Source organism: Klebsiella sp. RC2 (genome assembly GCF_014192815.1).
Taxonomy (GTDB): domain Bacteria; phylum Pseudomonadota; class Gammaproteobacteria; order Enterobacterales; family Enterobacteriaceae; genus Klebsiella; species Klebsiella variicola.
Genome location: NZ_JACHYL010000001.1, coordinates 945,895 through 961,204, shown reverse-complemented (window position 1 = coordinate 961,204; position 15,310 = coordinate 945,895). Strand labels below are relative to the sequence as shown.

The following is a 15,310-nucleotide window of genomic DNA, read 5'->3' as shown; positions in this document are numbered from 1 at the left end:
TGACTTCAGCGCATAGACACTATCTATATACAACTGGAGATTAGCCAATGGCCGGTTTCGACCTCAACCTGATCACGACTTTCGTCACGCTTTATGAAACCCAGAGTGTCACCGTGGCTGCCGAGCGACTCTGCGTAACTCAGCCATCAGTGAGCTATGCATTGGCCAAACTCAGGGAACAGTTCGATGACGCCTTATTCGTACGTAACCAACAAGGCATGCAACCTACGCGGTTGGCTACTCAGCTCTATGAGGGATTCAAGGAAGCCAGCCGTAGCATCAATGATGCCGTTTCCGAGGCACGCAAATTTTCCCCATCAACCTCAAAGCGACGTTTTCGTCTTGCCTTGTCTGATTTGGGCGAAATTGCGTTGCTGCCAAGAGTGCTCGAACGTCTCAACCAGATGGCGCCCAGTATCGAGCTTGACATCGTGCCGCTTGAGATCGACCAGGTCGCAACATGGCTGAACGATGGGCATATCGACGCGGCTATCTGTAGTCAGATATTGCCGGGGGCCGGCATTACCCACCAAAGGCTGATGAGCGAGCAATACTGTTGCCTGGTCGATGACGCTCATCCACGTATTGGCACGCAGATGAATATGCAGCAATTTCTCGCTGAACCCCATGCAATTGTCACCCGAACATCCGGCCATGGCATGGTAGAAGACGTCCTGAAAAAAATGGCCGTCGAGCGCCGAGTGCGGCTACGCATCCCACATTTTTCGGTACTGCCAAAGATCATCCCCGGGACCGAGATGATCACTATCTTGCCCTATCGCATTGCCTGGAGCTTTTGCGAATTTCCAGGAGATAAGCCATTGAAAGTCGTCGATCTACCTTTCGAGGTACCATCTTTCGAAGTGACCCTGCACTGGCATTCGCGAAGTGAAAAATCCACTTCGCTGAAGTGGTTCTGCGAGCAGATTGAGGCTGCACTTGGTGAGCCTTAAGACCGCTGCCGGCAGATTCTGTTGAAAAAGTAGCGACCTCTCCGTGCCGACGGCAGAATCACTCTGTCGGTGAACGCGGGGACGAACAGCATGATGGGGCCGCTACCGGGTGGACGGCGGCGCCTGTTCTACTCGTTCAATCTGGAAGACCATGTCCCAGTCCAACACCTCCTGCGCAGTATCGACCAGTGTCTGGATCTGCGTGATCTACTCAGCTACCTTGCGGATTTCTACAGCTCCATCGGACGCTCCTCGATCGACCCAAAGTTGATGATGCGGATGCTGGTCATTGGCTACTGCTACGTGGGCGATCGCTAATGGCGACAGGGATTTGTCCCGCGCAGCTCTCTCCGTTCTGGCAAAGGTAGCAGTCGTAATATCGCAAGATTTAAAGCGCCTAATCGATGACCCTGCTGTCGTTACTTTGCCCCGCCACGAAGCATACCGCAGCAATCTTGATTACCAGCGGCTTAGGCGCTGGTGCCGTGAAAGTCGCAAGATCGTTATCGTTTACCAGGATAGAAACGGTGTCGAGACGCAGCGTACCGTCTGGCCGTTCATGATGGGCTTATGTCACAGGAGCGCAAGTGGTGATCGTATGGTGTGAACTGCGAGAAGACTTTAGGGTATTGCGAGACGAGCGGATCAAGGTCGTCAAGTTTTGTGAGATGCAATACCCAGTCCTCAGAGCCGTACTACGTAGAGACTGGATGCAGCGTCAAGCGCTGTTGGCAGTTCAGACAGGCTCTCAAAAGTGATGTTGATCCTTTATGGTATTTGTCATGGTTTTAAAGTTTTTCGTGCCTTGTAGGCTTCGGATTTACTGGTCTGTGCGGGGCTATTGATAATAGAGTGGGAGTCATCCCCGGTGTTAGCTGAATAAAACAAAACCCTCTGTATTTACAGAGGGTTTTTTATTTTAGACATCCCTTCAATCCCGTCGTCCCAGAAGGTTATCTGGCAGGGTGAGGTTTCCCTGTGAATTCCCCGTTTGCGGTTCCGGCAGATGTTCAGCTGGCCCATTTTTTGCCGCCGTCGTGCGGAGCGCGGAAAGTTTACCCGGCTGTACCGTGCCCGCCCCGCGCACCATCGCCAGCGCCAGTCCGGCAACGATCAGCGTTAACCCGGTGGACACCCACATTCCGCCGATAATGCCCAGCCGGTGGTTCAGCCATGCGTAGGCAAAGGGGGAGGCAGCCGCCATCAGTTGCCCGGGGATTAGCAGGATACCGGTGCGGCTGGCATAGCTTTCTGCGCTAAACAGCGCCAGCGGTAGCGTTGCTTTGACAATCGTCACCAGCCCGTTAATCGCGCCATACCCCAGCACAAACCCGGCTGCGCATCCGGCATAAGCCGTGCTGCTCAATCCAAGGAGAAAACAGAGCGGCATGGCGAGCGCGGTAAAACGCGTCAGCGTGAGTGGGGTGACCCGGGGACCGGCCAGCACTTCCCCCAGCCGGGCGCCGGTCTGGCCGAACCCCCACAGCATACCGACGGCAACCGGCAGACCAAAATGGCTGATAAACTCCGGTAGATGGGTGGAGGTACCGTTGGAGATGAAGGTGATCAGCGCAATAAAGATCGCGTAACGCACTCCGTTACGCCGATCGCCCTCTGCTGTCGTCGTTGGGGCTATCATTTTCACCGATGTACTGAGTCGCTGGCGTGGCAACTGATAACTCAGACAGGCGCTCAGCAGGCCAAAAAGCGCATAGATCCGCAGGGCATCCTGCCAGGGCATGATAGTTAATAACGCCTCGCCCAGCGGCCAGAAGAGGGCAGAGGCCAAACCGCCAGCGAGAGTGATATGAGAGATAGTTTTCCGCGCCTGCTGACCGTACAGATTCACCACTGCGGCGAACAGCGCATCATACAGCGAAAGCCGCATGCCGATGCCGGTCAGCAGCCAGGCGCCGTACCAGCCGGCCAGCGAAGGGCGCCAGGCCATCATGGCGCAGCTGGCGGCTATCAGTAAGGTTCCGCTGGTGACCACCAGCCTTCCGCCAAAGCGAGCCAGCAGCCTGGCAACGAACGGAGAAACAGCGGCCATCATCAGCATGGCGAGCGTCAGGCCGAGATAGATCTGCGGCAAGGACCATCCTTTGTCGGCGGCGATAGCCCCGGCAAAGGTGCCGGGCATATAAAAAGAGATCCCCCAGTTGATCAGTTGCTGACCGCCCGCGGTGAAGGCGAGCCGTCGGGGAATAGCGCGTGTTTCCATGGTTTTCATTCCGTTAAGGCAGTTGTCCTGAGCATACCCGGCAGGCTATTGTTCTGGCAGAGCGGCCACCTTATGCGCGGTATAAGAGAAACTTTGTATGACAACACTGAACCTGGGAAACCTGGCGACCTTCCGGCTGGTCGTACAGCGCGGCAGCTTTTCTGCCGCCGCCGACGCGCTGGGGATCTCCCAACCTGCCGTTAGCCTGCAGGTGCGTCAGCTGGAGCAGTTTTTACAGACCCGTTTGCTGGAGCGTACCGGCCGCGGGATCAAGGCGACGGCGGCGGGAATGGCACTGCTGGCCCACAGCGAGCAGATCGATCGGGCGGTGAATAGCGCAATGCAGTCGGTCAGTGTATTCAGTCAGGAAGTTAATGGGGCGGTAACGCTGGGGACCGGCGCGACGGCCTGCATTCATCTTCTCCCGCCGCTGCTGCAGCATCTTCGTCAGCAGCATCCGCTGTTGACGGTGGGGGTGACCACCGGCAACACGCTGGATATCGTCCGGGCGGTGGAGGAAAATCGCCTCGATCTCGGGCTGGTTACCTTGCCCGTACAGGGGCGCAGTCTGGCGGTGACCTCAGTGGTTGACGAGGAGTTCGTGGTTATCCATGCCAGTCACGAGACGGGGACGCTGGCGGATTATACTCCTGCAGAACTGCTGGCGCTGCCGCTCATTGCCTTCGAAGCCGGCAGCGGCACCCGGGATCTGATTGACCGCTGGTTCCGCTCGGCGGGAGTGGCGGTCACGCCGGTGATGCAGTTGGGCAGCATCGAGGCGATTAAACGGATGGTGCGGGCAGGGCTGGGCTACAGCATCGTGCCCCGCATGGCGGTGGAGCAGGAGAAGGATCGCGACGGATTAAGCGTGCACTCGCTGGCGCCGCGGCTATATCGACAGCTGGCGGTAGTCATGCGTCAGGACAAAATTGTGACAAAAGGTATCGCGGAAATGCTGCGCCTGCTGCATGCCGTGCGCTGATAAATCGCCGACGGCAAAATTACCGCATCAAAGACAATACATCAGCAGCGAGCGACTCTGTCTGCGGAGTGTGGCGCTTCCAGTATTAGAATCAAAGGATTACTCGCGAGCGGAGGGCTCGACGGTGAGTGAAGACTCCTGCGACGCTTTTTTATCCTGGTGATGGTACCAGGCGCCGATGGAGGAGTAGACAAAGCGTCCAAAGAAGAAGAGAAAGCTGATAAGCAGTACGATACGGGTCATGCGACGGTTAAATCGATGTCGTTTACGCATACTGGGTGCCTGACTCACAAAAGGTTCCTTGAAGTATACCCGAAGATGGGCGATGGGGGTATTAAGGCACAGGAACGAGGTGGGGTCAATTGATGCAGATGTAAAAGTGCCGCAGTGAAAACATTAATTAATGTTATATAAGATAATCATCGTATTTACATGCTCACTTTATTAGCAATAAAAAGGTAAAAAAATAAGTTTTATTAATGTTAGCGTCAGTATTTGTTGATTTATATCAACAGTCCCATTCTCTTGACCACTAAAATCAGCGAACATTACCGTATCGTTATTACTTATGCGGTCAGCATGGGGTGGTTGGATGCCTGCCTGAATATGCCTCGCAGGAGCAGAGGCTCTCTGTAGAGCACCTATGAATTTATTAAAATATTATCAACAATATCGCGACAAGTGGTGGGCTTTACCGCTTGTTCTGCCCTCGCTGTTATTACCCTTCGCCAGATGGGCGAATACCTACACCATGCTCAATGGCCACATGGTATTCCTTTATTATCTTCCTCTGGCATTAGTACTCAGCCTGATGATGTTTTTCGGTTGGGCGGCGATCCCGGGTATTATTATTGGCCTGCTGCTCACGCTGGCCCGAGGAATGACGCCCGAGCAGGCTATCGGCGTGTTGTTTCATTTTCTCATCCCCTGCGTGCTGTGCTGGGGCGGATATCGCATCTTTGTACCCCGGCGCCAGCAGGTCTCGCACGGTAACGTCAAACTGATGCCGCACCGTCTGTTCTGGCAGATGCTGCTTCCCTCGGTCATTTTTCTTATTCTGTCACAGATCGCTGAGTATCTGGGACTGCATCCACGTACGACGGAGATGACGGGGATTACGCCGTTTAGTTTACGGTCGTTAATCACCTTTCAGGCGTTGATGGTGGGGTGTCTGACGGGCGTGCCGCTGTGTTATTTTCTGCTGCGGATAATTCGGAATCCTTTTCATGTTCGCGGATTTATTTCTCAGGTTCGCTTACAAATTGATCCAAAAATAAAAACAATTGAAATCATTTGCTGGGCGGCGATATTAATCCTGCTGCTGGGGCTATTATTGATGCCGCTTAATGATACCAGCACCATATTTAGTACGAATTATACGTTATCATTACTTATGCCGGTCATGCTCTGGGGAGCCATGCGTTTTGGCTATCGTTTTATCTCGCTGATCTGGACGCCGGTACTGATTGCCGTGATCCATTTTCATTACCGTTACTTACCGGTTTATCCAAGCTATAACACCCAACTGGCGATCACCTCGTCAAGCTATCTGGTCTTCTCGTTTATTGTCGCCTACACGGCGATGCTGGCGACACAGCAGCGGCTGATCTACGCTCGCGTCCGGCAGATGGCTTTCCTCGACCCGGTCGTACATATGCCTAATCTGCGGGCGCTGAGTCGGGCGCTCAATGGCACGAGCTGGTCGACGCTCTGTTTTTTGCGCATTCCTGAGCTGGAACTGCTGGGCCGCCACTACGGCGTATTGTTACGCATTCAGTATAAGCAAATGCTGGCGAACCACCTGAGCGCGTTACTGCAGCCTAACGAAGCGGTGTATCACCTTGCCGGCCATGACTTGGTTTTTCGCCTCAACAGTGAAGGGCATCAGGCGCGTATTCATTTGATCGACCGCTCCCTGCGGCAGTTCCGTTTCTACTGGGACGGGGTTCCCCTCCAGCCGCGGATCGGCATGAGCTATTGCAACGTGCGCTCACCGGTCAAACATCTGTATTTGCTGCTTGGCGAACTAAACACGATTGCCGACATGTCGCTGGCCAGCGGCCATCCGGAGAATATGCAGCGCCGCGGCGCCGGCCATGTTCAACAGGATCTGAAAGATAAAGTGGTGATGATGAATCGCATCCTCAAGGCGCTGGAGCAAGACCACTTCGTCCTGATGGCGCAGCCTATCCAGGGCATCCGCGGCGATAACTACCATGAAGTGTTGCTGAGGATGGAAGGGGAGTCGGGCGAACTGACGGGGCCAAACGCGTTCCTGCCGGTGGCGCACGAGTTTGGCCTCTCCTCTCGTGTGGATCAGTGGGTCATTGAGCACACGCTAGCCTTTATGGATACCCACCGGCGGGCACTGCCCGGTCTGCGGCTGGCGATCAATCTCTCTCCGGTCACGTTGAGCCGCAGCCAGTTTCCTCAGGAAGTCGAAGCGCTGCTGCAGACGTACAACATTGAGCCATGGCAGATTATTTTCGAATTGACCGAGAACTATGCGCTCAGTAACCCTGAGCTGGTCTGTCAGACTTTAGAGCATCTGCGGGCGCTGGGCTGCCGGGTGGCGATCGATGATTTTGGTACCGGCTACGCCAGCTACGCCCGGTTAAAAACGATGAACGTCGACATTCTTAAAATCGACGGCAGCTTTATTCGCAATCTGCTTGCCAGCAGTCTCGATTACCAGGTGGTGGATTCTATTTGTCGTCTGGCGCGTATGAAGAACATGCAGGTGGTGGCTGAATATGTCGAGTCGCCGGAGATACGCCAGGCGGTCATCGCGCTGGGGATCGATTATTTGCAGGGCTACGATATCGGCGTACCGGTACCACTGGCGCAGCTGGCGGAAGGGATGACTGCCTGAAGCAGAAAAAAGCCGGGCGCGATGGCCCGGCCTGGGGAATATTCAGGAGCGCCGATCAGGCGTCTGGCTCTTCTTCTGCAATCTTCAGCAGCCATTCCGGCACACCTTCCCAGTACTGCTGCTCTTTTTCCAGATCCAACAGCACCAGCGCATTCTGGCTAAACCAGTTGTGCGGGAAGGTCAGCGTCCAGTGGTGAGCTTCCGTCTGCAGCCGCAGGGTCGGCGGCGTGGTGGTGGCCTGACGCTGGTTATTCAGCAGCACGCCCAGGCGCAGCAGCTGGATCAGCGGCAGAAACTGCTTTTTCCTGAACAGCGTAAAGCGCGGCAGGTCGTCGAGTTTTATCGCTTTGCGATGATAGCGCACCAGGGTGGCCATCAGCATCTGCTGCTCCTGGTTGAAGCCCGGCAGGTCGCTGTTCTGCAGAATGTAGGCCGAGTGGCGATGCATACCGCTATGGTTGATATTCAGCCCTACCTCATGGAGCATCACCGCCCACTTCAACAGCGCCGCAAGGTGCGGATTTGCCAGCTTGGGGTTCTGTTCCTGCCACTGTTCCAGCATATGGGTGGTGGTTTCCAGCACCCGGCGTGCCTGTTCGCGATCGATATTGTACTGATTCGCCAGACTCTGCGCTGTGCGGCTACGAATATCCTGGTGGCGGAAGCGGCCTTCCATTTCGTACAGCACGCCTTCACGCAGGGCGCCATCGGACAGACGAAGTTCTTTAATGGCTAGCGCGTCAAACACGCCGCACAGAATCGCCAGCCCCGGCGCAAAGACCGCTTTACGATCTTCAGAGAGGCCTGGCAGACTGAGCGCGTCGAAGTTTTTATGCTTCAGCAGCTCACTGACCAGCATTTCGAGGCGTTCCGGCGTAATAAACCCGTCCTTCTCACCCATGGCCACCAACACTTCCTGCGCAGCTTTAATGGTGCCGGAGGCGCCCAGCGCCACGGTCCAGCCCTGAATACGGAACTGCCAGGCCAGGGTTTCCAGTTTTTGTACCGCCGCAAGACGAGCACGCTGGAAATTTTCTTTATTGATTGTCCCGCCAGGGAAGTAGGCTTGCGAGAAGCTCACGCAGCCCATGCGACGGCTTTCCACCAGGCGGGGCTCAAAATCTTCACCGATGACCAGCTCGGTCGAACCGCCGCCGATATCAATCACCAGCTTACGACCGCGCTCCGGCTGCGTATGCTCAACGCCCATAAAAATCAGGCGCGCTTCTTCATTGCCGGAGATGATCTCGATCGGGTAGGGGATCACTTTTTCCGCGCGTTTCAGAAACTCCGCCGCGTTGGTCGCCTGACGCAGCGTATGCGTCCCGACGATGCAGACGCTGGAAGGGGAGAACCCTTGCAGACGTTCAGCAAACAGCGACAGGCAGTTCAGCCCGCGGGTCATCGCTTCTTCGCTCAACACCGAGTTTTCATCAAGGCCATCGGCCAGATGCACGCGCTGTTTCAGGCGTCCAATGATCTGCATGGCGCCATCGACGACACGGGCGATCACCATATGAAAACTGTTCGAACCAAGGTCGACCGCAGCGAATTCCTGCGGCCGAGGGGTTATTTCGTTTATTGGCATAGGTTAGTCGGGTTGTTCGAGTGATTTGAGATAATCGTAAATCGCCATCTGTGCACGCACTTTACGGCGATTGCCGCGCGGCACATAGCGATTACTCAGTTCTTTATCAAGATAGCGCGCTTTTACCGTATCGTTGAACAAGATATCAAAAATATCCAGCACTCGCTGTTTCAGACGCGGGTCGAGCAGCGGGGCGGCAACTTCAATACGGTAATCGATGTTACGCGTCATCCAGTCGGCAGAGGAGAGCCAGACCTGTTTATCGCCACCGTTTTCAAAACAGTAGACCCGGTCGTGCTCGAGGAAACGGTCAACGATGCTAATGACGCGGATATTCTCGCTGATGCCTTCCAGTCCAGGGATCAGCGAGCACATGCCGCGGATCAACAGATTGACCGGCACGCCGGAGCTGGAGGCGGCGTACAGTCTGTCCACCAGCCCTTTATCCACCAGGTTGTTCAGCTTCAGCGTAATCCCGGAGGGTTGCCCGTTCTGCGCATTGGCGATCTCGCGATCGATCATCTCATACAGCAGACGGCGCGAGTTCTGCGGCGACACCAGCAGGTAATCGAAGCTGACCGGGCGGTAGGGGTTTTCAATAAAGTTAAACACGCGGCGGACTTCATTGGTAATGCGCGCATCGGCGGTTAACAGCGAATAGTCGGTGTAGATCCGCGCGGTCTTCTCGTTAAAGTTACCGGTACCGATATGGGCGTAGCGCACCACCTCATCGCCTTCTTTACGCGAGATAAGGAACAGCTTGGCGTGGATCTTCAGACCCGGCGCGGAGAAGATCACGTGGACCCCCGCTTCCGTCAGGCGTTTCGCCCAGTGAATGTTAGCCTCTTCATCGAAGCGTGCCTGCAGCTCCACCACCACGGTGACTTTTTTACCGTTATGGGCGGCGTGGATCATCGCGTCAATGATGCGCGAATCTTTGGCTACACGGTAGATGTTGATTTTGATCGCCAGTACGCTGGGGTCGAACGAGGCCTGACGCAGCAGCTCCAGCACATGCTCAAAAGTGTGATAGGGATAGTAGAGCAGGACGTCGCGTTCGCGGATGGCGTCGAAGCCGTTGCGGAATTTATCAAACCACAGATGACGCAGGCGCGGCATAGGCTTATTGACCAGATTAGCCTTACCCACATTCGGGAAGCCGATAAAGTCTTTAAAGTTGTGGTAGCGGCCGCCCGGCAGCATCGAGTCGTAATTGGAGATGGAGAGCTTATCGCGCAGCATTTCGACCATCGCGTCCGGCATATCGCGCTGGTAGACGAAGCGAACCGGCTCGGCGGTTAAGCGCTGCTTGAGGCTGGAAGACATCAGCTCCATCAGGCTCGACTCCATCTCATGCACCAGATCGTACTCGGCGTCACGGGTCATTTTCATCGAGTAGGCGTTCAGCGCATCGTAATCAAAGAAGCCTTTAAATATATCATCCAGGCAGTAGCGTAGGATGTTATCCAAGAGGATCATTGGTTTACGGCGGCGAGGCGCTTCCGGCGGCAGGTTTACGAAGCGCGGCACTTTGTCTGACGGAATTTCCAGCAGGGCATAGTTGATGTTTTCCCCGCGGATAATCTCCACCGCCAGATAGGTGTAATCATCTTTCAGGAACTGCACGAGGTCCGTTTCACGGTTAATCAGGATCGGCGAGATATGCTGACGCAAATACTGTTTGAAGTAGTTGCGCAGCCAGGCCTGCTGATTGACGGACAGCTGGCGCTCGTTGATGAGGAAGATCTGGTTGCGCGCCATCTCCAGCAGCAGTTCGTTATACAGACTATCGAATTCCTGATCGGCCTTCAGAACGCGGGCCTGGATTTTGCCTAACAGGTGGCGAGAATGGGCGGTACTGCCTTGTTCTTCACTGATAATAATCCGGCGCTTAAGCTCAGCGAAGCGCACTTTGTAAAACTCATCAAGGTTGTTGGAGTAGATCCCTAAGAAGCGCATGCGCTCAATCAGCGGGTTACTTTTGTCCGCCGCTTCCTGCAGCACGCGTTCGTTAAAAGACAACCAGCTGAGTTCTTTTTCGATGTATAGCTTTTCCTGGCCCATTACCGCTCACACTCCGTTTTACTCACAGGACGTAGACTATTATGACGAATTTTTCTGCATAGCGATTTACTGTGTCACAACAATATGACAGTAAGAAGAAATATTTCTGTGAGATGATTGATTAATAAACAATTTTAATTAAAAAAAAGCCCCGCGACAGGAAAAGGCGGGGCTGTTGTTCATTCTTCAGCGGCATAGCCCTGGGGCGGAAGTTGTCGTTCATCCAGCCAGGCGTGGTTGCCTGCCATGCGCAGACGCCCATCGACGAACCAGCTGATGACCAGCGGATAAATGGCATGTTCCTGGGCCTGAACCCGCGCCGTCACCTCATCTTCGCTGTCGCCAGCGAAGACCGGCACCTTGGCTTGCAGGATAACCGGACCGCCGTCCAGCTCATCAGTGACGAAGTGCACCGAGGTCCCATGTTCCTCATCACCGTTTTCCAGCACCTGACGATGAGTATGCAGGCCAGGATACTTCGGCAGTAACGAAGGATGGATGTTCAGCAGACGTCCCTGATAATGGCTGACGAACGCCGGGCTCAGGATACGCATATAGCCCGCCAGCACTACCAAATCCGGGGCGTAGGCGTCGATTTCATGCATCAGCTGACGATCGAATGCTTCCCGGTCGGCAAACTGACTTTGCGCCAGCGCGTGGGCCGGGATGCCGGCCGCGCGCGCGCGTTCAAGGCCAAACGCATCAGCCTTGTTACTGAATACCGCCCGCAGGGTGCCGTTTATCTGTTTCCGGCCGCAGGCGTCGATGATCGCCTGCAAATTGCTGCCGCTACCGGAAATCAGCACCACGATGTTTTTCATGCAATGACCACACGCTGTTCGGAATCGGAAGCTTTGATATACCCGATTTTCCACGCGTTTTCACCTTTCTCGTTCAGCAGGGCAATGGCCTTGTCTGCTTCTGCAGCCGGTAGGGCGATAACCATCCCCACGCCGCAGTTAAAGGTACGGTACATTTCATGCTGGCTGACGTTACCGGCGGTTTGCAGCCAGTTGAAGACGGACGGCCACTGCCAGGAGGACTCATCAATGATCGCCTGGGTGTTATCCGGCAGCACGCGCGGAATATTTTCCCAGAAACCGCCGCCGGTCAGGTGGGCGATAGCGTGGACGTCAACGCTGGCGATCAGATCGAGCACCGATTTCACATAGATGCGGGTTGGCGCCAGCAGATGGTCGGCCAGCGGTTTGCCGTCAAGGTCGGTGGTCTGCGGGTCAACGCCGCTAACCTCAATGATCTTACGCACCAGTGAATAGCCGTTAGAGTGCGGGCCGCTGGACGCCAGCGCCACCAGCACGTCGCCGTCGGCCACTTTGCTGCCGTCGATGATTTCTGATTTTTCCACCACCCCGACGCAGAAACCCGCTACGTCGTAATCTTCACCGTGATACATCCCCGGCATTTCTGCGGTTTCACCGCCCACCAGCGCGCAACCGGATTGCAGGCAGCCTTCGGCGATGCCGTTAATGACGCTGGCCGCGGTATCGACGTCCAGTTTACCGGTCGCGTAATAATCCAGGAAAAACAGCGGCTCAGCACCCTGAACCACCAGGTCGTTCACGCACATGGCGACCAGGTCGATGCCTATGGTGTCGTGACGCTTCAGATCCATTGCCAGACGCAGCTTGGTACCGACGCCGTCGGTGCCGGAGACCAGTACCGGCTCGCGGTATTTCTGCGGCAGTGCGCACAGCGCGCCGAATCCGCCCAGTCCCCCCATCACTTCCGGGCGACGGGTTTTCTTCACCACGCCCTTAATACGGTCGACGAGAGCGTTGCCTGCATCAATATCCACGCCGGCATCTTTATAGCTGAGAGAGGTTTTGTCGGTCACTGCGAAGTCTCCACGCGTTTGCGGTAAGCAAGAAAAATCGGCGCAATTCTAACAGGGAAAGCAAACGTTTGCGAGCCTGCTTTACAGTCGGCGTGAAACAGCGGATAGATGGTCAAATTTGATACTGCTCACGAAAATGAAACCGGGTACAGTCTTGTGCTTGCCTCAGCCTTAAGGAATCCTCATCATAATACTGAAACCGGTTTCTGTGTTGGTTTGCCACGCATTTTGCCAGTGATTGACGCTGGTCAGGAGAGGGATGAATGAAAATTGCGGCATTTGATATCGGTGGCACCGCATTAAAGATGGGCGTGATGACCCGCGATGGCAGGCTACTGGAAAGCGCGAAGCAGTCGATCAATGACAGCGATGGCGATCATATCTTACAGGTAATGTTGTCATGGCTGGCGGCCCACCCGTCGTGTGAAGGGGTAGCCATCAGCGCGCCAGGCTATGTTGATCCGCACAGCGGCTTTATCACCATGGGCGGTGCTATTCGTCGATTTGATAACTTCGCCATGAAAGCATGGCTTGAAGCCCGGACCGGACTGCCGGTCTCAGTTGAAAATGATGCCAACTGTGTGCTGCTGGCCGAGCGCTGGCAGGGCAAAGCGGCGGAAATGGCCAATTTTCTGGTACTCACCATTGGCACCGGCATTGGTGGCGCGATTTATTGCCATCATCAGTTGGTTCACGGGGCGCGTTTTCGCGCCGGTGAGTTCGGATACATGCTCACCGACCGTCCCGGCGGACGCGATCCTCGTCGCTATTCGATGAATGAGAACTGCACCCTCAAAGTGCTGCGCCATCGCTATGCGGAACATATCGCTGCGCCGCTGGAGAGCGTGACAGGCGAAATGATTTTTGACCGCTATGACGCCGGCGACCCGGTTTGCCAGCGTCTGGTCGCCGAGTTCTTCAATGGCCTGGGCCATGGCCTTTATAACCTCGTTAATATCTTCGATCCGCAGACCATTTTTATCGGCGGCGGCATTGTGGAACGTCCAGGATTTCTGGCGCTGCTGCGCCAGCATCTGGCCTGGTTTGGCATTGCCGACTATCTCGATACCGTCAGTCACGGCAACGATGCCGGCCTGATTGGCGCGGTTTACCATTTCAATCAGCACTATCGTTCGCCTGGCGACGATCGACATTAGGGAGAGACTATGTCCGGATTTAAAGCAGATTTTCTGTGGGGCGGCGCGGTCGCCGCGCATCAGTTAGAGGGCGGCTGGCAGGAGGGCGGCAAGGGGATCAGCGTGGCGGATGTGATGACTGCCGGCGCCCACGGCGTGCCGCGTGAAATTACCGACGGCGTGGTGGCGGGGAAAAACTACCCGAACCATGAGGCGATCGATTTTTATCATCGTTATCCGGAGGACCTGGCGCTGTTTGCCGAGATGGGCTTCAAATGTTTTCGCACCTCGATTGCCTGGACGCGTATTTTCCCGCAGGGCGATGAGCTGGAGCCCAACGAGGCTGGCCTGCAGTTTTACGATGATCTGTTCGACGAATGCCTGAAGCACGGCATTGAGCCCGTGATTACGCTGTCGCATTTTGAAATGCCTTATCACCTGGTCACCGAGTATGGCGGCTGGCGCAACCGGAAGCTGATCGACTTTTTCGTGCGCTTTGCCAGGGTCGTCTTCACCCGCTATCAACATAAAGTGAAGTACTGGATGACCTTTAACGAGATCAACAACCAGGCCAACTTCCATGAGGACTTTGCCCCCTTCACCAACTCCGGTTTGAAATATTTGCCGGATGAAGACCGGGAACCGGTGATGTACCAGGCCGCGCACTATGAGCTGGTGGCCAGCGCCCTGGCGGTGAAAGCGGCGCGCGAGATCAACCCTGCACTGCAGATTGGCTGCATGATCGCTATGTGTCCGATCTATCCGCTGACCTGCGCCCCGGACGATATGATGATGGCGATGAACGCCATGCACCGCCGTTACTGGTTTACCGACGTTCACGTGCGCGGCCGCTATCCGCAGCATCTGCTCAACTATTTTGCCCGCCGCGGCTTTACCCTGGATATCACCGAAGCCGATCGCCTGGCGTTAACCGAGGGCTGTGTCGACTACATTGGCTTTAGCTACTATATGTCGTTCGCTACCAAAGCCACCGAAGACAACCCCTTGCTCGACTATGATGAAACCACCAGCCTGGTCTCCAACCCGTACGTCAAAAAGTCGGACTGGGGCTGGCAGATTGACCCGGTTGGCCTGCGCTATTCGCTGAACTGGTTCTGGGATCACTACCAGTTGCCGCTGTTTATTGTCGAAAATGGTTTTGGCGCGATCGATGTCCGTGAAGCGGACGGCAGCGTCAATGACCAGTATCGTATCGATTATCTCTCCGCCCATATCGCGGAGATGAAAAAGGCGGTGGTCGAGGATGGCGTTGATCTGATGGGCTACACCCCGTGGGGCTGTATCGATCTGGTTTCCGCCGGCACAGGGGAAATGAAAAAACGCTACGGCTTCATTTATGTCGATAAAGATAATGAAGGCAATGGCTCGCTGGCTCGCAGCCGGAAAAAGTCCTTTGCCTGGTATCAACAGGTGATTGCCAGCAACGGGGAGAACCTGTCGTAGTCGGGTGGCGCTAACGCTTAACCGACCTACAATACACGTAGGCCCGCGTAAGCGTATGGACTGCACCCCGCACCCAAGCCGGAGCCTTGCCTCCGGTTTTTTTGTCTCTAAATCACTTTGCTTGATATACGTCAAGCAAGATGGGTATGGCACAATCCGCAAAAAGCGGTATAAT

10 protein-coding genes and 2 pseudogenes are annotated in these 15,310 nt (G+C 55.3%); 6 read left to right on the top strand and 6 right to left on the bottom strand.

Features of this window, described 5'->3' with window-relative positions; genetic code table 11:
- The first annotated feature begins 47 nt into the window (after positions 1-47).
- Together FHW76_RS04510 and FHW76_RS04505 are read left to right on the top strand one after the other, a co-directional pair.
- Positions 48-953 carry a LysR family transcriptional regulator gene (locus FHW76_RS04510; protein WP_008803817.1) on the top strand — a complete coding sequence of 302 codons (906 nt, stop codon included), beginning with the start codon at positions 48-50 and terminating at the stop codon, positions 951-953.
- A gap of 90 nt (positions 954-1,043) precedes the next feature.
- Positions 1,044-1,256, top strand: a pseudogene (locus FHW76_RS04505) (IS5/IS1182 family transposase); the annotation flags it as partial.
- Positions 1,257-1,884: 628 nt separating this feature from the next.
- On the opposite strand, the gene FHW76_RS04500 reads toward FHW76_RS04505, so the two are convergent.
- Positions 1,885-3,174, bottom strand: coding sequence for an MFS transporter (locus FHW76_RS04500; RefSeq protein WP_183476273.1), 1,290 nt, complete (start codon positions 3,172-3,174; stop codon positions 1,885-1,887).
- A gap of 72 nt (positions 3,175-3,246) precedes the next feature.
- Between FHW76_RS04500 and FHW76_RS04495 the strand changes: the two are divergent.
- Positions 3,247-4,156 (top strand): annotated as a pseudogene (locus FHW76_RS04495) (LysR family transcriptional regulator).
- 99 nt (positions 4,157-4,255) lie between these two features.
- Here FHW76_RS04495 and FHW76_RS04490 read toward each other — a convergent pair.
- A complete protein-coding gene (locus tag FHW76_RS04490) occupies positions 4,256-4,429 on the bottom strand; it encodes a YfgG family protein (protein ID WP_012967451.1) in 174 nt (57 codons plus the stop codon).
- Between the two features lie 370 nt (positions 4,430-4,799).
- On the opposite strand from FHW76_RS04490, the gene FHW76_RS04485 reads away from it, so the two are divergent.
- Positions 4,800-7,028, top strand: a complete 2,229-nt coding sequence (locus FHW76_RS04485) for an EAL domain-containing protein (RefSeq protein ID WP_008803822.1) — start codon at positions 4,800-4,802, stop codon at positions 7,026-7,028.
- Between the two features lie 55 nt (positions 7,029-7,083).
- On the opposite strand, the gene ppx is transcribed toward FHW76_RS04485, so the two are convergent.
- The 4 genes from ppx to purM form a co-directional block, all read right to left on the bottom strand.
- Positions 7,084-8,616: an exopolyphosphatase gene (gene ppx / locus FHW76_RS04480; protein ID WP_008803823.1), complete on the bottom strand. Its 1,533-nt coding sequence runs from the start codon at positions 8,614-8,616 to the stop codon at positions 7,084-7,086.
- Between the two features lie 3 nt (positions 8,617-8,619).
- Positions 8,620-10,680, bottom strand: a complete 2,061-nt coding sequence (gene ppk1 / locus FHW76_RS04475; protein WP_002913838.1) for a polyphosphate kinase 1 — start codon at positions 10,678-10,680, stop codon at positions 8,620-8,622.
- Positions 10,681-10,859: 179 nt separating this feature from the next.
- Complete coding sequence (gene purN / locus FHW76_RS04470; protein WP_012540904.1) at positions 10,860-11,501, bottom strand: phosphoribosylglycinamide formyltransferase; 642 nt, start codon at positions 11,499-11,501, stop codon at positions 10,860-10,862.
- Positions 11,498-12,535, bottom strand: a complete 1,038-nt coding sequence (purM, locus tag FHW76_RS04465; protein ID WP_008803825.1) for a phosphoribosylformylglycinamidine cyclo-ligase — start codon at positions 12,533-12,535, stop codon at positions 11,498-11,500. The genes purN and purM overlap by 4 nt, the downstream gene beginning before the upstream one ends.
- Before the next feature lie 263 nt (positions 12,536-12,798).
- Between purM and bglK the strand changes: the two genes are divergently transcribed.
- Both bglK and FHW76_RS04455 read left to right on the top strand, forming a co-directional pair.
- A complete protein-coding gene (gene bglK, locus FHW76_RS04460) occupies positions 12,799-13,692 on the top strand; it encodes a beta-glucoside kinase BglK (RefSeq protein ID WP_055323177.1) in 894 nt (297 codons plus the stop codon).
- 9 nt (positions 13,693-13,701) lie between these two features.
- Entirely contained in the window at positions 13,702-15,135 is a 1,434-nt protein-coding gene (locus FHW76_RS04455; RefSeq protein WP_032755110.1) for a 6-phospho-beta-glucosidase, read from the top strand.
- Positions 15,136-15,310: the final 175 nt, after the last annotated feature.